Origin of the sequence: Pantoea vagans, assembly GCF_001506165.1 — a bacterium.
Lineage (GTDB): Bacteria > Pseudomonadota > Gammaproteobacteria > Enterobacterales > Enterobacteriaceae > Pantoea > Pantoea vagans_C.
The window spans coordinates 1509942-1530184 of sequence record NZ_CP011427.1; the positions used below are offsets into that span (position 1 = coordinate 1509942).

At 50.0% G+C, this 20243-nt stretch carries 22 protein-coding genes; 17 read left to right on the forward strand and 5 right to left on the reverse strand.

What is annotated here, in order from left to right; translation table 11 throughout:
- Positions 1-135 precede the first annotated feature (135 nt).
- The 4 genes from LK04_RS06985 (at position 136) to LK04_RS07000 (ending at position 1608) form a co-directional block, all read left to right on the forward strand.
- Positions 136-525: a hypothetical protein gene (locus LK04_RS06985; protein WP_039331752.1), complete on the forward strand. Its 390-nt coding sequence runs from the start codon at positions 136-138 to the stop codon at positions 523-525.
- Positions 506-835 (forward strand): hypothetical protein, encoded by a 330-nt coding sequence (locus LK04_RS06990; RefSeq protein WP_039331756.1) that lies wholly within the window; start codon positions 506-508, stop codon positions 833-835. Before LK04_RS06985 ends, LK04_RS06990 begins: the two co-directional genes overlap by 20 nt.
- A gap of 82 nt (positions 836-917) precedes the next feature.
- Entirely contained in the window at positions 918-1211 is a 294-nt protein-coding gene (locus LK04_RS06995; RefSeq protein WP_156138059.1) for a hypothetical protein, read from the forward strand.
- A gap of 130 nt (positions 1212-1341) precedes the next feature.
- Positions 1342-1608 (forward strand): hypothetical protein, encoded by a 267-nt coding sequence (locus LK04_RS07000; RefSeq protein WP_039331758.1) that lies wholly within the window; start codon positions 1342-1344, stop codon positions 1606-1608.
- Between the two features lie 20 nt (positions 1609-1628).
- Here LK04_RS07000 and LK04_RS07005 read toward each other — a convergent pair whose 3' ends face one another.
- Positions 1629-1868 (reverse strand): DinI-like family protein, encoded by a 240-nt coding sequence (locus LK04_RS07005; RefSeq protein ID WP_039331762.1) that lies wholly within the window; start codon positions 1866-1868, stop codon positions 1629-1631.
- Positions 1869-2038: 170 nt separating this feature from the next.
- Between LK04_RS07005 and iraP the strand changes: the two genes are divergently transcribed.
- Positions 2039-2332, forward strand: coding sequence for an anti-adapter protein IraP (gene iraP / locus LK04_RS07010; RefSeq protein WP_039331764.1), 294 nt, complete (start codon positions 2039-2041; stop codon positions 2330-2332).
- A 197-nt stretch (positions 2333-2529) separates the two neighbouring features.
- Here iraP and LK04_RS07015 read toward each other — a convergent pair whose 3' ends face one another.
- Positions 2530-2853, reverse strand: coding sequence for a DUF6388 family protein (locus LK04_RS07015; protein WP_034824381.1), 324 nt, complete (start codon positions 2851-2853; stop codon positions 2530-2532).
- Between the two features lie 148 nt (positions 2854-3001).
- Here LK04_RS07015 and yedD point away from each other — a divergent pair, with 148 nt between their 5' ends.
- Complete coding sequence (yedD, locus tag LK04_RS07020) at positions 3002-3469, forward strand: lipoprotein YedD (protein WP_039331765.1); 468 nt, start codon at positions 3002-3004, stop codon at positions 3467-3469.
- A 53-nt stretch (positions 3470-3522) separates the two neighbouring features.
- Here yedD and fliT read toward each other — a convergent pair whose 3' ends face one another.
- The 3 genes from fliT to fliD are packed head-to-tail and all read right to left on the reverse strand — an operon-like array spanning position 3523 to position 5726.
- Positions 3523-3879 carry a flagella biosynthesis regulatory protein FliT gene (fliT, locus tag LK04_RS07025; RefSeq protein ID WP_039331768.1) on the reverse strand — a complete coding sequence of 119 codons (357 nt, stop codon included), beginning with the start codon at positions 3877-3879 and terminating at the stop codon, positions 3523-3525.
- Complete coding sequence (gene fliS / locus LK04_RS07030; protein ID WP_034824372.1) at positions 3879-4286, reverse strand: flagellar export chaperone FliS; 408 nt, start codon at positions 4284-4286, stop codon at positions 3879-3881. Before fliS ends, fliT begins: the two co-directional genes overlap by 1 nt.
- A gap of 9 nt (positions 4287-4295) precedes the next feature.
- Complete coding sequence (gene fliD / locus LK04_RS07035; protein ID WP_039331773.1) at positions 4296-5726, reverse strand: flagellar filament capping protein FliD; 1431 nt, start codon at positions 5724-5726, stop codon at positions 4296-4298.
- A gap of 335 nt (positions 5727-6061) precedes the next feature.
- On the opposite strand from fliD, the gene LK04_RS07040 reads away from it, so the two are divergent.
- The 11 genes from LK04_RS07040 to LK04_RS07090 all read left to right on the forward strand — a co-directional run bounded on the left by LK04_RS07040 (position 6062) and on the right by LK04_RS07090 (position 20161).
- Positions 6062-7354, forward strand: a complete 1293-nt coding sequence (locus tag LK04_RS07040; protein WP_039331776.1) for a FliC/FljB family flagellin — start codon at positions 6062-6064, stop codon at positions 7352-7354.
- Positions 7355-7571: 217 nt separating this feature from the next.
- On the forward strand, positions 7572-11093 hold the full coding sequence (locus LK04_RS07045; protein WP_039331783.1) for a glycosyltransferase: 3522 nt from the start codon (positions 7572-7574) through the stop codon (positions 11091-11093).
- Positions 11094-11310: 217 nt separating this feature from the next.
- The gene (locus tag LK04_RS07050) at positions 11311-12279 is read left to right on the forward strand and encodes an HNH endonuclease signature motif containing protein (protein ID WP_039331786.1); all 969 of its coding nucleotides are present in this window, start codon (positions 11311-11313) and stop codon (positions 12277-12279) included.
- 143 nt (positions 12280-12422) lie between these two features.
- On the forward strand, positions 12423-13145 hold the full coding sequence (locus LK04_RS07055) for an RNA polymerase sigma factor FliA (protein WP_039331787.1): 723 nt from the start codon (positions 12423-12425) through the stop codon (positions 13143-13145).
- A gap of 47 nt (positions 13146-13192) precedes the next feature.
- Positions 13193-13696, forward strand: a complete 504-nt coding sequence (fliZ, locus tag LK04_RS07060; RefSeq protein WP_039331790.1) for a flagella biosynthesis regulatory protein FliZ — start codon at positions 13193-13195, stop codon at positions 13694-13696.
- Between the two features lie 131 nt (positions 13697-13827).
- A complete protein-coding gene (locus tag LK04_RS07065) occupies positions 13828-14814 on the forward strand; it encodes a D-cysteine desulfhydrase (RefSeq protein ID WP_039331792.1) in 987 nt (328 codons plus the stop codon).
- A 153-nt stretch (positions 14815-14967) separates the two neighbouring features.
- Entirely contained in the window at positions 14968-15768 is an 801-nt protein-coding gene (tcyJ, locus tag LK04_RS07070) for a cystine ABC transporter substrate-binding protein (RefSeq protein WP_039331794.1), read from the forward strand.
- Complete coding sequence (gene tcyL, locus LK04_RS07075; RefSeq protein WP_034824349.1) at positions 15768-16436, forward strand: cystine ABC transporter permease; 669 nt, start codon at positions 15768-15770, stop codon at positions 16434-16436. The genes tcyJ and tcyL overlap by 1 nt, the downstream gene beginning before the upstream one ends.
- Positions 16433-17185 carry an L-cystine ABC transporter ATP-binding protein TcyN gene (tcyN, locus tag LK04_RS07080; RefSeq protein WP_039331796.1) on the forward strand — a complete coding sequence of 251 codons (753 nt, stop codon included), beginning with the start codon at positions 16433-16435 and terminating at the stop codon, positions 17183-17185. Before tcyL ends, tcyN begins: the two co-directional genes overlap by 4 nt.
- Positions 17186-17422: 237 nt before the next feature.
- Positions 17423-18511 carry an acyltransferase family protein gene (locus LK04_RS07085; protein WP_039331798.1) on the forward strand — a complete coding sequence of 363 codons (1089 nt, stop codon included), beginning with the start codon at positions 17423-17425 and terminating at the stop codon, positions 18509-18511.
- A 567-nt stretch (positions 18512-19078) separates the two neighbouring features.
- Positions 19079-20161 carry an acyltransferase family protein gene (locus LK04_RS07090; RefSeq protein WP_039331800.1) on the forward strand — a complete coding sequence of 361 codons (1083 nt, stop codon included), beginning with the start codon at positions 19079-19081 and terminating at the stop codon, positions 20159-20161.
- Positions 20162-20243 lie beyond the last annotated feature (82 nt).

A 20243-nucleotide genomic window follows, 5' to 3' on the forward strand; every position in this document is an offset into this window, starting at 1 on the left:
TCCCGGAAGGTTTACTTAAGTATACTTAAATTCATTAATTAAAGTATACTTAAATTCAGGCGTTGGCTGCGCACCTGGCAAGGGTAGTCAACGTGCTTCTGGGGCGGACTCCTTGCCAGTGTTGAGAGGTGAGGCATGGAAAGTAGTTTGGTGACCAGCGTCGGTGCGTTGCTTCTCGGCGGCGGCGCAGCAGCTGTGTTCTGGAAACCGTTAATGGCTGGCATTGCAGCCATCGTCACCAGCAATCGCGCCGGCGGCGAGATCATCACCAGCTACAAAGAGCAGGTGATGCTTCTCAAGGAGAGCCACGCGCTGATGCGCCGGGAGAATGATGATCTGCGTATTCGCCACGATAAAAATCTCCGGCGTATCTCTTCGCTGGAAACCGATTTGCGGCTGATCAAGAACGCGCTGGGCATTTTGCTGGCGACCACGGAATCGGATCACAGTGACAAATTCCGTAGCCAAATCAATCAACTGATTACCACCCTTGAGGAGAGTCGCGATGGTGCAGATAAACAGTGAATTTTCAGTCAGAGGTCATCGGCGTCAGCTGCTGTTGGGCGGCTTGCTGCTGGTGCTGTCACTGATGTGTGTGGCAATGACCATCATGTTTGTTTTCGTCAATAACAGTGCCAATCGCCGGGTGGAGGACATTCGCCAACAGTACCGAACCATCTCTGATCGACGCGAAGCTCGCGTAGCCGAACTGACCAGCCAGTTGGTGGCGCTGCAGAAAAAACTCGATGGTTTGCCAGACCGCACGGCAAACAAAACGGCAGACAAAGTTAAGCAGGTTGTTACCGAAGACGCGCCACCGGAATCAACGCATTAAGGAGGCCATGATGAGTATTACCGAGCGGATCGCAACCCGTCTTCATCAGTTGCGGTCTTTATTCAGCAAGAAGGAGAAATTTATGAGCGACCAAACTGTTATTGAACCGACTACCGTCACGGATGCCAGCACAGTGTCACCGCTGGAGAGTTTTGCTAATGAGATCGCGGCACCGGCTGCGAGCAGTGCGCCAGCACCGGAGGTTGCTGCACCTGCGGCAGCCGCCAGTTCAGCCGCTGTCTCTGCCGTCAGCGAGGATGTGAGTGCCAGCGTTAAAGACTTCACGCAGGCATTTAACTTTGTCGAGCAGGGCGTGGAGAAGTTGGGGGCAGCCGCCAAGGATGAGCTGATAGCGTTAGCACGGAAGTATCTGTAACTATACGGGCGGTCATTTGGCCGCCCGATTTAACCTTCCGATTATTCCTAAGGCAGTCTCGATATTTTCTACTAACTTTAATCATTCAGACGTTATTTAAACGGGCTTATTAAGCAAAAAGGAAGACACCATGAGTGATACAGAGACTGTCAAAACCAAAACCGACTACCTGCGTGATGTCACCTCACAGCTTAAAGAGATGCGTCACTACGCACAGACCAACACCGAGACGCTTTCCAGCCACTGGTTAGCCTTCGATGCAGGCGAGTACAAGGATAAAGAGTATGCGGGACGTTTCGACACGCTGCTCAATAAGCAGGGAAAACTGCTGGATGATATTGAGCAGGCGATTCAGGATTTAGAGATCACCATCAATCACAGCGAACAAGAAAGCTAAGTTCCCTTCGCGCGGGTGGCCTATTCGGCCACCAGCCACATATCTGCTTCATCGAACATCTCTTCGACAATACGTGCGATAGTTGCTTTGTCGTTCTTACTCAGATCGGTATCAATCCCATTACGCTCCATCGGCTTGACGCGCACCTCAACCTCAGGAAATACACGTTGCACGCGCTTCTCCAGCTCCTGCAAAATCATTTCGCGTGCGCCTGGCAAACCGGCCACGTTGCGTTTGTCGTAAATCAGTTCCACAAACATCAGGGCATTCCATTCTTCAAAAGGGTGCGTCATATTACTGTAAATAAAAACAGTAGCAAGTCATCGGCGCTTGTCGGCTGGAAATTTTTTCTTTCTGGCAAGCGATGCACAGGATTTGCGCTGATACTCAACAGCGTTACACAGGGAAATGGACTCATTGGGAGGTAGGCATGCGGCAACTGGTGATCGATATCTTGCTGAAAATGGCAAAAATGGATACGGAAGCAAAAGAGCTGGTGGCGCAGGTTGAAGCGCAATCATTACTGATCGCGGCCTTGCTGATTCATGCGAAGCAGGATAATAGCTTAACCATTAGCGATACCGTTCAGGATGCGATTGTGACGGCTTCCCGCAGCGGGCATGAGTTTTTGCAGTCGGATGTGGATCTGCTGCTCACCCATATTAATCGTCTGTTGGCGGTGGCGAGCTATGTTGAGGTGAAGGGTATTGAGCGCGAAGAGTAGGGGAAAAAATACTACCTCTGGAGGGGAAATCCAGCAACTCCTCCAGAGGCGGTGCAACAGCACCTTCGTTCAAGGACAATCTACGACCTAAGCCGTCAGAGACAAGTTATACAACTTCGATGGTGTTGTACAACTTTTTCCTTGGTCATTTGTGTGGTTGGAGGTGTATCTGAGACGCCTTTTTAGTACCGCTCCGCTTAGAGTTCGTTCTTAATACAGAACTCTTCCCACGTCATCCCCAGCGCTTCCGCATGAGATTTTAAATAGGTTTCAATGGCTTCCGCAGCAACCGCTTTATCGGGTTCGGCCAGTTGAATAGAAAACAGCATGCCATCCAGTTTCTTTTGGCGCAGGAACGCCGCGTAAATACGCTCGGCATGCCATTCACGCAGTTGACGCAAAGACAGGTTAGCCGCACGCGCATCACTTTCGGTTAACTCATCCAGCGCGGCCTGGAAATCGGCATGCGCAGCAAAAAACATGGTGCGGGCTTGTGCGTAATACTCTTCTGGGGTTTTCATTCGGAATTCCTGCTGATCATCTTGCGCGCTAGTGTAACGCGCGCCGGGAACATTGTCAGGAACCACCGGGTTTTAATGAAGATTCCTTGCGTAACTTACGCGAAAAATTATAACGTACCGGGCATTGAAGCGAGTGTAGGAATCGATAATGAAAAAGTGGATGGTACTGGCCGCATTGGCATTGAGCGGATGTGCGCAAATCACCAGCTATGAAGGGGCAGTAAAAACCCCGGCACCGCAGGAATTACAAGGTAACTGGCAGACCGTGGGGCCACAAAGCAAACTGATCAGTAAGCAAGCCATGGGCAGCCTGATTATCGGTGCGCAGGGCGATACGCTGGATTGCCGCCAGTGGCAGCGCGTGATTGCCAAGCCGGGCAAATTAACCCGCCTGGGCGATGACTGGGTCAACGTGACGCGTCAGGTGCGTGTGATGCCGATTACCCTGCAGAACGGTGAGCTGCGTTATGACGGCTTGCGGATGCGTAAGGTCGATCGTCCAACCGTAGAGTGCCAGCAGGCCTTAGAAGAGGTGGCGAAACGCCCGAATGACGCGGTGATTCAGAATATTCAGCCGCAAATTATGGAGCCGGTGTCGGTGCCTGCACAGAAGTAATAAAAAAAGGGTGAGCACGAGGCTCACCCTTTCTCATTCACACTTCATGCCGATCACGAACTCTGCGGCAAATACACATTACCTTGCTTGCCGTAGGCGCTCATCACCGATTTCTGCTTAGATGACTGGCCCACCAGCAGCGTCAGCTCGTCCATACGCAATTTCAACAGACGTTTGACTTCACTCTCATTGTCGAGGATATGGCGCAGTACCGGGCGCAGCTGATCCTGCAGCTGGCTGGACGGCGACGCGGCTTCCGTCGAGCGGGCCAATGTTTGCACCGCACTGACATAATCCATCTCCTTTGTAATCAGGTCATCCCATTCGCCGTCTGCGGCCAGGCGCAGCATTCCATGGCTGAGATCGAGTAGCTGTTGGTAAACGGTAATCAGATGCGGTGCGTTATTCATTAAACGGCGTCCTGAAGGTGTTGAGGTTGTGCGACTTCTTTCCAGGCATCAGCGATATTGCGTAAAAGACCTTCGACTTCTTCGATGGCTTCTACGTCATTTCGCAGGTTGGCCTGCAGCAGACGGCGGACCATATAGGCGTAAAGCCCCACCAGATTATCGGTGAGCTCATCGCCGCTACCTTCCACCAGACCTTGCTTAAGTCCGTTTTCGATGATGTTAATCGCTTTAGACAGCGATGAACCTTTGCCTTCAATATTGCCATCCTGCAAGAACAGGCGGGCACGTACCAGCGCGCTGAGCGCGCCGTCAAACAGCATGGAGACCAGCTGCTGCTGGTTAGCGCTCATCACTGCGCTCTCCACACCAATTTTTGCATAGGCTTTAGTGCCATTTGCGCTGTACATGATCACTCCTTATGAAGAAGAGCTGCTGGAGCTAGAGCTGCTGGATGACTCGAACTGCTGCGTCAGATAGCTACTGGTCTGGTTAAGCGAGCTCATCAGGACATCAAGCTGAGTAAATTGGGTTTTATAACGCGCCACCATGTTGTCGATACGGGTGCTCATGTCGTTATATTGGTCGGTCAACTGGTTCAGCGTTTTGCTTACACCATCTGTGGCGGCCTGCACAATGCCGGTGCTGGAAAGCCAGCCAGTCAGATTCGTTGCGATGGTGGTAGAGATCCCGGTGGTCTTGCCATCACCAACGATCATCTCTTTCACGCCGTCTGGATCGCTGGTCAGCGCGGTTTCCAGCTTGTCAGAATCGGTTTCCAACTGTCCGGTCGTCGGGTCAGTGGTGATCCCAATCTGCGCCAGGGTTTTATAAGTGGAAGAGCTCTGTGCATTGGTCAGCATGCTCTTCAACTGGGTCTGAATGGTACGCAGGGTACTGTCACCCAACAGAGCGCCGTTACTGGAGTCCTGAGCATCCGCACCCACATCCACCGCGGTGTATTTCGTCAGGGTGTCGAACTGATCCAGCAGCGTGTTGTAGGCACTGACCCAGCTGTTGATGGCACTTTCAGCTTTTGACGTGTCTTTGGTAATGGTCAGCGTCTGGTTGCCGGTAGTGGTGTCGTTAAGATTCAGTGTAATACCTTCCAGCGCATCATCAATGGTGTTGCTGCTGTTCTCAATCTCAACGTTGTTGACGGTTAACTTGGCATTTTGCGCAGCGACGCTTTCGGTCATCGCATTGCTGCTGGATGTGGAGTCATAGCCCACAATACCCTGCAAAGTGTCATCGCCGGTCACGCTAATCGAGCTGACGGCATTATCGCTGCCGGTTTCGCTCGAGGTCAGCGATAAACGATAGCTGCCATCGCCGACTTTAATAATGGTGGCAGAGACACCGGCATCAGCACTGTTGATGGCATCACGCATGCCCGTTAGCGAGGTTTGATCGCTGGTCAGAGAGATATCTTTACTTGTGCCGTCTTTCAAGGCGATGGTCAGAGTGCGGCTGCTGGCAGAACTGTCACCTAAGGCTGTGGTATTACTGGTCTGCACTGCTGAAGTCAGGGTTTGAGCCTGCGCCAGTTGCGACACGCTGATGGTGTATTTACCGGCAACCACAGAACCCGATGTGGTGGCGCTAAAGGCGCTGGAACTGCTGCTGGCAGACGTCGCGGTGAACAGATCGGCATCATTAAGCGTGGTGTTGGCGGTCTGGAAGGTGGTCAGCGCACTTTTCAGCGTCCCGTAAGCACTCAGTTTGGCGGTATAGGCCGTCTGCTGAGTGGAAATCGGTGTCAGAGACGCTTTCTCGGCGGTTTCCAGGTTATCCAGAATGGTACTTAAATCGAGTCCTGAACCGATACCGAGCGTAGAGATACTAGCCATGTTGTTTCCTTTTATATCGACACGGAGAGTGAATACCCGGGTTATCGGCTTTTGATGGGCAAAGTTTAAAATTATTTATCAGCGAGTGATAAAGCGAATAAGGCATATAGAGAAGGGTATTTCTCGCGCTAGAAAAGTGCTGAGGTTGCACTAAAGAAGTGCTGGGTGAGGGCGATAAAGATAAGCGTGACAGGTTGAAGAGAAAAAATTTCGCCTGGTACTAAAAAAAATCTAAAGGTTGTTAGCAGGTAGACGATAACAACTTTGACGGCGCTGAAGCCGGTGGGTTGAAGCCCAAACCTTAACCAAAGACTTGATTAATAGGAACTTAAACCATGGCCCAAGTAATTAACACCAACAGCCTCTCGCTGATCACTCAGAACAACATCAACAAGAACCAGTCTGCTCTGTCTACTTCAATCGAGCGTCTGTCTTCTGGTCTTCGTATCAACAGCGCGAAAGATGACGCTGCTGGTCAGGCAATTGCCAACCGCTTCACCTCTAACATCAACGGCCTGACTCAGGCTGCTCGTAACGCCAACGACGGTATCTCTGCTGCGCAGACGACTGAAGGCGCACTGTCAGAAATCAACAACAACTTACAGCGTGTTCGTGAACTGACTGTACAAGCACAGAACGGCACCAACTCTGATTCTGACCTGTCTTCAATCCAGGACGAAATCAAATCACGTCTGGACGAAATTGACCGTGTATCTGGTCAGACTCAGTTCAACGGCGTGAACGTGCTGGCTAAAGACGGCAAAATGTCTATCCAGGTTGGTGCAAACGATGGCCAGACTATCGATATCGACCTGCAGAAAATTGACTCTACTACTTTGGGCCTGAAAGGCTTCTCAGTAGACGGTAACTCTCTGAAACTCAGCGACGCTGTTACCACCGTTGGTGATGCTTCTGATTCAGGTGCTACCGTTTCAAATGTAGATTTGTCAGACGTTGCAGATGCTTTAGGCGTAGATGCAAGTGGGCTCTCATTGCATAACGTACTGACCTCAGGTGGTGCTGCAACAAATACTTATGTTGTTTCATCTGGTAGCGATAACTACTCTGTATCGGTCGGTACATCAGGTAAAATCGAACTGAACACCGCAGATGTAAGTTACGATGATGATGCAAATGGCGTTACCGATGGTTCAATGACAGGTCAGTTCATTAAAGTTGGTAGTGATTCAACAGGCGGAGCCGTTGGCTTTGTTACTGTCCAAGGTAAAAACTATGAGACCGGCAGTGGGGCACTTGCTAACGGCGGTGATACAACAACAACAGGTACTGCGGTTGACATCGAAGATATCTCAGATTCAGCTAACACCCATGTATACTCTGGCGCATCAACTAACGACCCACTGGCACTGCTGGACAAAGCAATTGCATCAGTTGATAAATTCCGCTCAAGCTTGGGTGCAGTTCAGAACCGTCTGGACTCTGCTATCACCAACCTGAACAACACCACGACTAACCTGTCTGAAGCACAGTCACGTATTCAGGATGCTGACTACGCAACTGAAGTTTCAAACATGTCTAAGGCACAGATCATCCAGCAGGCGGGTAACTCAGTGTTGGCTAAAGCTAACCAGGTTCCACAGCAGGTTCTGTCTCTGCTGCAGGGCTAATCGTCCTAAATTTCTTGCTTATTCAACCCCGCTTCGGCGGGGTTTTTTATGGATAAAATATGGCTTTTACTACAACATGGTTGATATAAAGGATTAGCTGTAATTCTCCCTCATGCTCACCCGATTGAATAACGCCGTACTAGCTATGCTAAAGCAAAATTGTATTCGTTCTGAGCAGCATTATTCTGCGCTTAGAGCCAAGGGAGAATGAGCCAAAATGACTGAGCCAGATCTGGTAAGTATTATCCTGACAGCCCAAATACCAACGTGGTTCAATACCGCATTGGAAAGTGCACTTGCACAAAATTACCCCCATTGTGAAATCATTATCGCTGACAGCGGTGGTGATAGATATATCCCTGATTTGTTAACACCTTATCTCAATCAGCCTGGTCATAAAATTCGCCATTTAGTCTTTGATAAAAACGATAAAGGGATATTTGAATCCGCGATCCGCCAGGCGTATGGTAAATATATTAAATTTGTTTCAGATGCCGAGATACTTGAACCGTACTGCGTAGAAACACTGGTCTCCGGTCTGGTATCTCAACAACAATGCCGTATTGCTGCTTCAAAGCGTAAGCGTGTTGATCCTAAAGGGGGGTTGCTACCTGACTTGGTTTCGACATGCGCATTGGTTGATAGTAAAAGTATTATTAAAGGGCGTGATTTATTGTGCACGCAAAGTCGCGTTAGTTACAGTTTGTTAGGCGAGTTGACCGCTTCATTATTTTATCGTGATGATGTTATGGGATTAATGTCTGATGATCGGCTATTCGTGATCAATAATGAACCTGTAATTGGCGTTGAGGGGTTGCTTTTATATAGTAAGTTATTGGCCAAAACCGATTTAATCTGGTTCCCAGAGGCACTCTGTGCTGTACGTGCCTCTGAAGTTTATAAACAACCGCATCAACGGGATAGTGAAGAAGCAATAAAAAAAGCACGAGATGTTGTGTTAAATGCCATTCGCAGCGAAGTGTGGTACAACGAAAGTAACGTAAACGAAGTCCGAGTGGCACCCTTTGAAAACCCGAATGACTTTACGAGAAAAAATTTGGTTAGCCACCAATATCATTATCTGAATCTAAATAGACTTGAATGGTGGAATCGTGTACGTAAACTGGAGTCTTTCCAAGAGATACGTCTCCAGCAAATGGCTGTTGAAAATCCAGAGATTACACGCGTTGGAGTCATCATTAATGTTGCAGAGGATAATGCTTCCCGAGTAGACCAAACCTTGGCCTCTCTTTCCCATCAAAATATAAGTAATCTGCAACTGATTCCAATCTTAGTCGGAGCAGTCGAAAATACGCCTTTCGAAATAGTCAGATATTCAGCGCTAACAGATAATAGAATTGATATTATCAATCGATTGATTACTGAACGTGATGAGCAGTGGTATATTTTTGTTGATGCAGGCAGTTATTTTATGCCATCGGGTTTGGTTGCGCTTTCAACCACACTACCGCAGGTTGATAATTTGCTGGCTATTTATGCCGACGAATATTTTTACATGGGGAATGACCCTTCAGGTGTTATCTTCCGGCCAGACCTAAACTTGGATCTTGTGCTCAGTTCACCTAAAACGATGGCGCAACATTGGTTGTTCCGTCGTGAACTATTATTGGCTGCTGAGGGGTTGGATAAAGAATATCCGGCTTCAGCCGAATTTGACTTGATTGTCAAAATGCTGGAGTCTCAGGGACTCAATTGTGCGGGCCATCTGGTAGAGCCTCTGATAACTTCTCGCTTGAAAAGTCGCGCTATTGTTGAAGATGCTGCAATTATTGAACGTCATCTGCATAATCGTGGTTATCCTAAAGCACAAATTGCCTTAGATAGTTACTATAATTACCGATTGCGCTATCAGCATGCTGTAAAGCCGAAAGTATCTATCGTTATTCTCGCTAACTGGCATTTGCCCTCGTTGATAACTTCGGTTACTACTATTTTAGAAAAAACCAGTTATCTCAACTACGAATTATTGATTGTTGCCGATGGCCAACGGTCTGAAGAGCGTGAGAACTGGTTGAAGACACTTGCAAGTGTGGACCCAAAACGTATTCGTATTTTAAATTATCAACATACTTTTAACCATGGTGGGATGGTGAATTTGGCTGCGCTGAACGCAGAGGGGGAATATCTGGCGTTTATGCATTGTGAATTAGCGGTTACTGATAGTGAGTGGCTGGATAATTTATTAAATCATGGCTTGCGACCTGAAGTTGCGATTGTCGGTGGAAAGCAACTATCATCGGATAATAAAATACGCCATGCAGGCTTTGTCCTTGGAATGAACGGTGCCGCTGGGGAAGTGTTCCGCGGACTGGAAGATAATCAGCCTAGTTATTTAGGCCGCCTAAGTTTGGACCAAAACTACAGTGCTGTGTCCGGCGACTTTATGCTGGTGAGGAAATCTGTTTTTGATGCGCTAAATGGTTTTGATGCAGATCAACCGATGTATGGCGATGTCGATTTTTGCCTGCGCGCCCGTAATGAGGGTTATATGACGGTCTGGACACCTTATGCAAGAATTCATCGCCCGGCAGCACGTCAAAATCCTTTCCCTGGAGAAACTGTCCACAGTTCCAGCAAACTTAAACAGCTGGAAGAAGACAAACTTTATCAACGCTGGATGCCGATGATCGCGAATGATCCGGCTTTCAACGCGAATTTATCTTTGAAAAGTCGCCATTTCGATATGTCTAGTGAAAGCGAAATAACCTGGCGGCCAGCTCAACGGGAAAATTTACCTGTGTTTCTTGCGCACAATGCGGATATCTCCGGTTGCGGCTATTACCGCATAATGAAGCCATTGGAAGCAATGCTGAATGAGGGGCTGGCCGAAGGTAAGCAAGGTATGACGTTATTAACCTTGAGTGAGATGGGGAAATTTAAGCCTGATAGCTTGATTATTCAACGTCGATATTCTGTAGCATTTCACAATTGGATTGAGCGCACGGGTAAGCTTCACGATGTATTCAAAGTATTCGAGCTTGACGATTACATTCTTAACGTACCAATGAAGCACTATCGCCGTACCAGCTTCAAGCAAGAAACAACAGGCTTAATGCGTAAAAGTCTCAGCTATTTTGATCGCTTTGTCGTCTCTACAGAACCCTTAGCTGAAGCCATGCGCGATATGCACCCTAATATCGTGGTAGTGAAAAATCGTCTTCCGGTAGATATATGGGGGCAATTGCAAAGCCTACGAAATCAGGGCCGAAAACCTCGTGTTGGCTGGGCGGGCGGTTCTAGTCATCGTGGTGATCTGGAAATGATCGCGGATGTAGTGAAAGAGTTCACTAACGAGGTCGAGTGGGTATTTATGGGAATGTGCCCAGAAAAGTTGCGTCCATACGTGCATGAGGTTCATTACGGCGTAGATATCAGTCTTTATCCTGAAACATTGGCTGCATTAAATCTCGATTTAGCTTTAGCTCCAGTAGAAGATAATATTTTTAACTCTTGTAAGAGCAATTTACGGCTTTTGGAATATGGAGCTTGCGGCATTCCTGTTATTTGTAGTGATGTTGCTTGCTATCGTGGCGATGATTTACCGGTTACACGTATAAGTAACAGATTTATCGATTGGCGCGATGCGATCCGCATGCATTTAGCCGATCCTGAAGCAAGCTCACGTATGGGGCAAGCATTACAGATTGCCATACGTCGCGATTGGATGCTCACCGGTAATAACGTGCGTGAATGGGTGAAAGCCTGGAGTGCTGATTAAGCCAAATACGAGCCCCTGCTTTGCAGGGGCTCGATTTCTAAAGGTGAATTATTCTGCTTTAAAACAAATCGCCGTATTTCCATTTATATGATTTGTTCTTGCACCCTACATCCTCAGAAAAGTAACCACCCTGTTACAGTCCCGCGCCAAAATGCCGATAACCACTCCAGAATCATTCCAATTTTTACGCTCTACTTTTTCTGTTTCTGGGGTGTCTATGCGCTTCAATTATGACTTGTTACCAGGTGAGCAACTGACCTTCGAAGAGATTGCGTTGCGCTATGCGCAGCAGCATCCTGATGAGAAAGAACTCACCGCACGCGGGTTGCTGAGCCCGTCGACCAGCTTTCGCAATTTAATCATCCGCGCGGTGTTCGCGCAGGAGGAGATCAACAGCCCGCTGGAGGATCTGCTGTTCGTCTCGGAAGATAATGAGCGTAAAAACTATCTGCGCCGTTTTGAGCACTATTTAAAGACGCAACAGGCTTTCCTTTATTTCCGTCGCAACGATGAAATAAAGAAAGAAGGGCGCTGGAAAGTGGTGGGGGAAACGCAAGTTTACGCCATGCTCGATCCTAACTCAGCAGAAGCGCAGAACCTGCTCTCCAGCCGGGGCTTTAAACTGGTGCTGATGCGTCAAACGGAAGAGGAGGAGTATTGGCAGCTGTTTGATCCCCATGCGCATCCCTGTTTCCCGCTGTCGCGCAAGATTCAGTTCCTGGTGGTGTTGAGCACGCCGCATCATAAAGTGCCTACGGCCGTGATGCCGGGTACGGAAGTGGGTCGGCGTGTGAAAGCCAAAGTGTTCCAGCGCGCCAGCCAGGCGGAGTTCAGTTCGGCGGTAAAGGCACGCTATGGTGCCTGCATCATTACCGGAACGCAGCTCACCGAACGCCACAGCTGGCCATGGGTGGAAGCCTGCTATATCGATACGCAAGAAAATGAAGAGGGCTTTCTGGCGGATAACAGCGTCGATAACGGCCTGTTCCTGCGCAGTGATCTACAGCGCTTGTTTATCAACAAAATGATAAGCATCGACGCAGAAACTGGGCAGGTGGTGTTTAATCCGGCACTGGAAACTGAAGTGTCGGTAAGCGATTTCTATCAGACACTTGAGGGCAAAACCTGTGCACTGTGGGACGCGGTGCCGCCTGGCACGCGGCAACGGCTGCGTAATCTGCGCTAGACATCGGGCTGATGGCGGTGCATTGCGCCGCCATCCATAACAAATTTGAAATAACCTCGCTTTTTCCCGCCTATTCTGCCAATCGAAACCCCTACAGAATTGGATAATCATGCCGATAACTTTATTAACGCAGGGTAGTCATCGTGAACGATCTCTATACGCCCGAAGGCGTGATGGATAAACATTCGCTCTGGCAGCGCTACGTTCCTCTGGTGCGATATGAAGCGTTGCGCTTGCAGGTACGTCTGCCAGCCAGCGTTGAGCTTGACGATCTGCTGCAGGCTGGTGGCATTGGTTTATTGAATGCCGTGGAGCGCTACGACGCGCTACAAGGCACCGCCTTTACCACCTATGCCGTGCAGCGTATCCGGGGCGCAATGCTGGATGAACTGCGCAGCCGCGACTGGGCACCTCGTAGCGTACGTCGTAATGCGCGCGAAGTGGCTGGTGCTATGCATCAAGTAGAACAAGCGTTGGGGCGCTCGGCTACTGAGCAGGAAGTGGCTGAACAGTTGAATGTTTCGCTGGAGGAGTATCGGCAGATCTTGCTCGATACCAACAACAGCCAACTCTTCTCCTACGACGAGTATCGGGAAGAACACGGTGACAGTGCGGAGCTGGTGACGGAAGGGCATGAAGAAGCCAACCCGCTTCATCAGTTAATGGAAGGAAACTTGCGTGACCGCGTAATTGAAGCGATCGAGGCGTTGCCCGAGCGTGAAAAATTAGTGCTCACACTGTACTACCAGGAAGAACTGAACCTGAAAGAGATTGGCGCAGTGCTGGAAGTCGGGGAATCCCGCGTCAGCCAGCTGCACAGTCAGGCGATCAAACGCCTGCGTGCCCGATTAGCGGGGGCGCGCTGACAGACTCAGTTCCTGGGATCAAAAATAAAAATACCGGGGACTCAGCAATGGGAGCCAAAGCCAAAGCCAGACCTTTAAGTCGTTATCTTAAAGACTACAAACACAGCCAAAGCAATTGTTCACATTGTGGCAAGGTTTTAGACCGCATGGCGTTAGTATTCCGCGGCCAGATCATCAATAAAGAGGCCATCGCACGCATGGACCAGATGATTGACGATCAGGTGTGGATGAAACTCCAGCCGGAATTAACCGCGTTGTGTCGTTTTTGCAGCGATATTTTTTGTAATACCCATCCGAATTACTTCGACATTATGGCGTTCAAGCAATACCTGTTTGAACAGACCGAAATGAGTCACAGCACCATACGTGAGTATGTAGTACGCCTGCGTCGTCTTGATGACATGCTGAAAGCGAAAAATTTCCCGGCCGACAGATTACGGGGCATCAGCTGGCATGAGTGTCTGGAAAACGACTTACCTGATGCCGGTAACAATAACTACCGCATCGCGCTGCGCAAATATGACCAGTTTTTAGGCTGGCAGCAGGGCTGATTGTGATCCTGCCCTTGTTGTTGCTGAGCATAGCGGCAACAAGGGCCGCGCTCGCAGATTTCCGGGTGCGACTTTTCTCATCTTCTGCAACACTATAGGGATAATTGCACATTGCCCGAATGGAGGCTGCATTGTCCTTACACCTGTTGCACCAGTTCCCTCGTCTTGAATTACTCGGTGCGCCTACGCCGCTTGAGCATTTGCCACGGCTTTCTGACTACCTCGGTCGCGATATCTTTATCAAGCGTGATGATTTCACGCCGGTAGCTTTGGGTGGCAACAAACTGCGTAAGCTCGAATTCCTCGCTGCCGATGCGTTGCGTGAAGGGGCCGACGTGTTGCTGACCGCAGGTGCGATTCAATCCAACCATGTGCGACAGACCGCAGCGGTGGCCGCTCGTCTCGGCTTAAAGTGTGTCGCACTGCTGGAAAATCCTATTGGCACGACCAGCGAAAACTACCTTTCTAATGGCAACCGCCTGCTGCTCGACCTGATGGACGTCGAGGTGGTGATGGTGGAGTCGCTGTACAATCCCACTGAACAACTCGCTGAACAAGCCGATCGTCTGGAAGCGCAGGGCTTCCGTCCGTATGTGGTACCCGTTGGCGGCTCAAATGCCTTGGGTGCGCTAGGTTATGTAGAGTGCGCCCAAGAGATCGCCCATCAAAGTGAAGGCGTGGTGGATTTTGCCGCCGTCGTCGTTGCGTCCGGGAGTGCAGGCACGCACGCCGGTCTGGCGGTGGGCCTTGAGCATCTGTTGCCAGAAACCGAATTAGTGGGTGTGACTGTTTCACGCAAAGTTGAAGCACAACTGCCGGTAGTAGAACGTATTCGCACGGCACTGGCAGAGCAGCTTGAAGTGCAGGTGCACGCGCCGATCACCCTATGGGATGACTATTTTGCCCCGCGTTACGGTGAACCGAACGAAGAGGGTATGGAAGCGGTGAAGCTGCTGGCGCGTCTGGAGGGCATCATGCTGGATCCGGTCTATACCGGCAAAGCGATGGCGGGCTTGATCGATGGTATTGCGCAGAACCGCTTCCGTCGGGAAGGGCCACTGTTATTTGTGCATACCGGTGGATCGCCTGCGTTATTTGCTTATCATCCTTCGGTCTGAGACAGCAGCAAAAAAAAGTTTATAATCCGGCGGTTATTACATAAACGGTCGCCATAAATGGCAACCCTACGAGGAGGCAATATTATTTTCGTAGGGGAGCATTGATGCGCACCAAGAGATACACAACAACACATCACAAAAAATGGGGTCAACATGACTTTCTCTCCAATTCGTCGCCAACTGGTGATGGGCATGATGGCGGTCGCGCTGGTCGCGGGCGTGAATAGCAAATCCTTCGCAGCGGAAGATCTGCTGGCGCAGGTGAAAAGTAAAGGCGAGCTGCGCGTGGGTCTGGAAGGGACCTATCCACCGTTCAGCTTCCAGGATGAAAACGGCAAACTGACCGGTTTTGAAGTGGAGTTCGCTCAAGAGCTGGCCCAGCATCTTGGCGTGAAAGCCGACCTTAAGCCGACCAAATGGGATGGCATGCTGGCCGCGCTGGACTCAAAACGCATCGACGTGGTGATCAACCAGGTGACGATTTCTCCTGAGCGTAAGAAGAAGTATGACTTCTCTACCCCGTACACCATCTCTGGCGTGCAGGCGCTGACCATGAAGAAAAACGCCGGCAGCATCACCAAGCCGGAAGACCTGTCCGGCAAGAAAGTCGGTGTCGGCCTGGGCTCTAACTACGAACAGTGGCTGCGCGATAACGTCAAAGGTGTGGACATCCGTACCTATGATGATGACCCAACCAAATATCAGGATCTGCGTTCTGGCCGTGTTGATGCCATCCTGGTTGACCGCTTAGCGGCGCTGGATCTGGTGAAGAAAACGGGCGACACCATGGCGGTCGCGGGCCCGGCGTTCTCTCGTCTGGAATCGGGCGTTGCGCTGCGTAAAGGCAATGATGACTTGCTGAAAGCCATTGATGGAGCCATTGCCGACATGCAGAAAGATGGCTCGCTGAGCAAACTCTCTGAGAAATGGTTCGGCGCGGACGTCACTAAATAATGCAGGAAAGCCTACAACTGGTGCTGGATTCAGCACCATTTTTACTCAAGGGCGCGCTGTTCACACTGCAGCTGAGTATCGGCGGGATGTTCTTTGGCCTGGTACTCGGCTTCGTGCTGGCACTGATGCGTTTGTCACACTTCTGGCCGATAAACTGGCTGGCGCGTATTTACGTGTCGATTTTCCGTGGCACCCCTCTCATCGCCCAGCTGTTTATGATCTATTACGGTCTGCCACAGTTTGGTATCGAGCTGGATCCGATTCCGTCAGCGATGATCGGCCTGTCGCTTAACACCGCAGCCTACGCCTCAGAATCATTGCGTGGCGCGATTGCTGCCATTGAGCGCGGGCAGTGGGAAGCCGCAGCCAGTATCGGCATGACGCCGTGGCAAACCTTGCGCCGCGTGATCCTGCCACAAGCGGCACGCACTGCGTTACCGCCACTCGGCAACAGCTTTATTAGTCTGGTGAAAGACACCTCACTGGCGGCCACCATTCAGGTGCCAGAGCTGTTCCGTCAGGCGCAGCTGATCACCTCACGTACACTGGAAGTGTTCACCATGTATCTGGCCGCTTCACTGATCTACTGGGTGATGGCGACCGTGCTGTCGGCGCTGCAAAACCGTCTGGAAGCGCATGTGAATCGACAGGATCGGGAGGCGAAATGAGTGCAATTGAAGTACGCCAGCTAGTGAAGCAGTTCCACGGCCAGACCGTGCTGCACGGCATCGATCTTGATGTGGCTCCAGGTGAGGTGGTGGCGATCATTGGTCCGAGTGGATCGGGTAAAACCACCTTGCTGCGCAGTATCAATCTGCTGGAAGTGCCCGAAAGTGGTCGTGTCACGGTCGGCGATATCACCATTGATGCCAGCCTCGGGCTCAACAAGCAAAAAGAGCAGGTGCGCCGCTTGCGTCAGCAGGTGGGATTCGTGTTTCAGAACTTCAATTTGTTCCCGCATCGTTCGGTGCTGGAGAACATTATTGAAGGTCCGGTGATCGTCAAAGGTGAGCCGAAAGCGGAAGCGATCTCTCGCGCACGTAGCTTGCTGGAGAAAGTCGGGTTGCACGGTAAGGAACAGAGTTTCCCACGCCGTCTTTCCGGTGGACAGCAACAGCGTGTGGCGATTGCGCGTGCGCTGGCGATGCGTCCACAGGTGATTCTGTTTGATGAACCGACGTCGGCACTGGACCCGGAGCTGGTGGGGGAGGTGCTCAATACCATCCGCGCGCTGGCAGAGGAGAAGCGCACCATGGTAATCGTGACGCATGAGATGAGCTTTGCGCGCGATGTCGCTGACCGCGCCATCTTTATGGATCAGGGACGCATTGTCGAACAGGGGCCAGCAAAAGAACTGTTTAGCAACCCGCAGCAGGCACGCACCCGGCAATTTCTCGACAAGTTTCTTAACCAATAGTCTCAAGCGCCGTCTGGATCGGATGGCGCTTCCTTTCTGCGTTATGTCATTAACCGCTCTCAGTTTCTTCTGAAAATATTTACGCTTCGATTAAATAACCCACTGAATTTAGGTGTTTTATCATGACTAAAATTTCTGTAGCAACAGGCTAAAGGAATTTTAAGAGCCGCCCGATTGAGACAACTTTGTAAATATAAATAATTCTTTACAAATTCATGGCGCAATCAGGATAAAACAATGAGTAATGCCAGAAACGAGGTCCTCTGGATCAACACGCTAAAAGGTGCCTGTATCTTGCTGGTGGTGTTGCACCACTCGATCATCACCACCTTCGCTCCTTCGATACATCATCTCACCGCCGGTGTGGTGCCCGCGCACTGGTGGGTGACCTTTAACACTTACCTCTCGCCGCTACGTATGCCCGCGTTTTTCTTTGTGTCCGGACTGCTGGCAGCGAGTTCGATTATTAAGAAGAGCTGGAAAGAGGTGTTTACCAAGAAGTTCAGTAACATCGTCTATCTCTATTTACTGTGGGGAGCGATTCAGTGGGTCAGTATTCATTACATTTCCACTCACCTTGGGGAAAAGCTCTCCAGTGCGAAGAATGCTGCCTATGCCGATACGCCGTTTGAGTTCATCAAGCTGCTGTTCACCGCCATGACCAGCCTGTGGTATCTCTATGCGCTGGCCGGGTTCTTCCTGTTCACTAAGTTGTTCCATCGCCAGAAAATCGCGCTGGTGTTGTTGGCGATTTTGGCCAATTACGCGGCGCAGTTCAGCCTGATCCCCGGTTGGGGGCCAACCAGCGTGGCGCAAAACTATCTCTACTTCCTGCTTGGCGTGTTCTTTAGCCAGTCGCTGATTGAGATCAGTCAGCTCAAGCGCCAGCACTGGCTGCTGTTGGCGGCTATCGCGCTGATTGGCGTCGCGCACCATGTGGGCGGCATCTATAAAAATCCCTTCTACAGTTTGTTGACTATCGTGTTTGGCATTGTGGTATGTCGCTTCCTTAATGAGCGCCTGAATATGGCGTGGCTGAACTGGATTGGCCGCAACACCCTGCAGATTTATGTGCTGCATCGTATCTTTATCGAATTACTGGGTTTGAGCGCGATTGCGCTGGCACTGCACTACGGCTGGTTTGGCAATGCGGTGTTCAGCTGGGCGTGGGCGATACTGATGCCGGTGACGGGCGTTGCTGTCTGTGTGGCGGTTTCGTTGTTGGTGTGGTCCGTGCTGAATCGTGGGCCGGGACGCATGTTGTTCTTGTATCCGCGCTTGCTGCGTAAACCGACACTGGAGCCGAAGTCTGCGCCGTTGCCATAGGGCGCATGCGGGCGTATCTGGGGTAATGTTGGTTTTCGGTCGCCATAAATGGCGACCCTACAAGTATCGTGCATAGTTTACGTAGGGTGCGCATTCATGCGCACTTTGTTCCGCCCGACATACCTTATATTAATATTCTCCCCCGTATTAAATCAGTGAAATTAAACTATTTCCGCTGAATATGAATATCCTCTTAGCACATCATGAATATCTCTGCTTATCCATTTGGCACATTTAATAATTATCTGAAAATAATTTGATTATTATTTGGATGTCGAAGTAATGGATTGTTCTTAAATTCCTGCAGTGATTTCACTCTATACATTCCTGCTTTCGTCACGCTTAACGACTCAATTTAAGGCAAATATTCTTAGCCTGCTAAACATTTGATTAATGTTTGGAACTGTAAAGTATTGTTATATCAGGGCCACAAAAAAACTTTTAGGACTTTCGCTAGAGTCATCTCCGTCATGCTTGTTTAATAATTGTTGAATAACCAGAAATGCTTCATTGCTTATTTCCTCATACTTCTCCTTAAAGACCTACACAGCAGCGGGAGTTAATCATATGAATAACGCCAGGAAAGAAGATATTGCATGGGTCAATACCCTCAAGGGGGCCTGCATATTGCTGGTGGTGTTGTATCACACCGTATTACCCGGATTTGAAGGAACGGTGAAATATTTGACGGCCGGTTGGATCCCGGCAGAAATATGGGTGCAGTTTAATACCGTTTTATCTCCACTGCGTATGCCAGCCTTCTTCTTTGTTTCTGGCCTGTTGGCAACCAACGGGATTCTTAATCGCCCGTGGAAGCAGGTGTTTACCAGTCGTATTACCAATCTGTTCTATCTGTACATTTTGTGGGGCTTTATTCAATGGTGGTCTATCGTGGGCATCTCCACGGAAATCACCGGGCAACGTATCTCGCATAACCTTAATGCGGCCTACGCGGGTTCACTGTTTGAGTTCCTCAAGCTGACGTTTATGGCAATGAGTACCTCATGGTATCTGTATGGGCTAGCGCTGTACTTCTTGTGCGCGAAGATATGTCACAAACAGAAAGTGGCCTTGCTGGTGGTGGCGGTGGTGTTCAACTATCTGGCGGTGGAGAAGATCATTCCGTACTGGGGACCACAGAGTGTGGCTCAGTACTTCCTGTTCTTCTTACTGGGGGCGTTCTGGAGCCCACTGATGCTGCGGATGAGTGAATGGCGTCGTGAGAACATTGTGCCATGGGCTTTGCTGGCGGCGGTCTCGGGGATTCACATCATCTTTGGTCTGGATAAGAGCTTATTCCTGTGTGTCATCGCAGTGTTGGCGAGCGTGGCGGCCTGCCGCTGGCTCAATGCGCACTTCAAAATGACCTACTTCAACTGGATTGGGCGTAACACCTTACAGATATACGTTATCCATCGTATTTTCATTGAGTACTTTGGCATGTCAGCGATCTTGTTCGCTCAACGCCATCACTTGTTTGATTATGCGTGGTTCTCGGTGCTGTGGGCGTGTTTCTATCCGATAGCGATAGTGGGAATTTGCTCGCTGTGTTCCGTGGCGGTGTGGTCCCTCACTAACCGTGGGTTGGGGCAGTCGCTGTTTGTGTTCCCGACTCTGATTGGGATGAAGCGAGGTAAGACTGCGGCGTAATTAAAAAAAGGTCGCCATCAATGGCGACCTTACATGTCAGGTGCGCATTTATTCGCACCTGATCATTTTTCGTGGATGATGC

What these genes read in the sequence shown, in the direction of transcription:
- tcyN (WP_039331796.1), top strand. Translation starts at nt 16,433, where the DNA reads ATGAGTGCAATTGAAGTACGCCAGCTAGTGAAGCAGTTCCACGGCCAG.
- LK04_RS07015 (WP_034824381.1), bottom strand. Translation starts at nt 2,853, where the DNA reads ATGAAAACCCCAGAAGAGTATTACGCACAAGCCCGCACCATGTTTTTT.
- LK04_RS06990 (WP_039331756.1), top strand. Translation starts at nt 506, where the DNA reads ATGGTGCAGATAAACAGTGAATTTTCAGTCAGAGGTCATCGGCGTCAG.
- LK04_RS06995 (WP_156138059.1), top strand. Translation starts at nt 918, where the DNA reads ATGAGCGACCAAACTGTTATTGAACCGACTACCGTCACGGATGCCAGC.
- fliZ (WP_039331790.1), top strand. Translation starts at nt 13,193, where the DNA reads ATGGGAGCCAAAGCCAAAGCCAGACCTTTAAGTCGTTATCTTAAAGAC.
- LK04_RS07005 (WP_039331762.1), bottom strand. Translation starts at nt 1,868, where the DNA reads ATGTTTGTGGAACTGATTTACGACAAACGCAACGTGGCCGGTTTGCCA.
- LK04_RS07050 (WP_039331786.1), top strand. Translation starts at nt 11,311, where the DNA reads ATGCGCTTCAATTATGACTTGTTACCAGGTGAGCAACTGACCTTCGAA.
- LK04_RS07000 (WP_039331758.1), top strand. Translation starts at nt 1,342, where the DNA reads ATGAGTGATACAGAGACTGTCAAAACCAAAACCGACTACCTGCGTGAT.
- LK04_RS07045 (WP_039331783.1), top strand. Translation starts at nt 7,572, where the DNA reads ATGACTGAGCCAGATCTGGTAAGTATTATCCTGACAGCCCAAATACCA.
- tcyJ (WP_039331794.1), top strand. Translation starts at nt 14,968, where the DNA reads ATGACTTTCTCTCCAATTCGTCGCCAACTGGTGATGGGCATGATGGCG.
- LK04_RS07085 (WP_039331798.1), top strand. Translation starts at nt 17,423, where the DNA reads ATGAGTAATGCCAGAAACGAGGTCCTCTGGATCAACACGCTAAAAGGT.
- fliD (WP_039331773.1), bottom strand. Translation starts at nt 5,726, where the DNA reads ATGGCTAGTATCTCTACGCTCGGTATCGGTTCAGGACTCGATTTAAGT.
- iraP (WP_039331764.1), top strand. Translation starts at nt 2,039, where the DNA reads ATGCGGCAACTGGTGATCGATATCTTGCTGAAAATGGCAAAAATGGAT.
- fliS (WP_034824372.1), bottom strand. Translation starts at nt 4,286, where the DNA reads ATGTACAGCGCAAATGGCACTAAAGCCTATGCAAAAATTGGTGTGGAG.
- LK04_RS07040 (WP_039331776.1), top strand. Translation starts at nt 6,062, where the DNA reads ATGGCCCAAGTAATTAACACCAACAGCCTCTCGCTGATCACTCAGAAC.
- LK04_RS06985 (WP_039331752.1), top strand. Translation starts at nt 136, where the DNA reads ATGGAAAGTAGTTTGGTGACCAGCGTCGGTGCGTTGCTTCTCGGCGGC.
- LK04_RS07090 (WP_039331800.1), top strand. Translation starts at nt 19,079, where the DNA reads ATGAATAACGCCAGGAAAGAAGATATTGCATGGGTCAATACCCTCAAG.
- fliT (WP_039331768.1), bottom strand. Translation starts at nt 3,879, where the DNA reads ATGAATAACGCACCGCATCTGATTACCGTTTACCAACAGCTACTCGAT.
- tcyL (WP_034824349.1), top strand. Translation starts at nt 15,768, where the DNA reads ATGCAGGAAAGCCTACAACTGGTGCTGGATTCAGCACCATTTTTACTC.
- yedD (WP_039331765.1), top strand. Translation starts at nt 3,002, where the DNA reads ATGAAAAAGTGGATGGTACTGGCCGCATTGGCATTGAGCGGATGTGCG.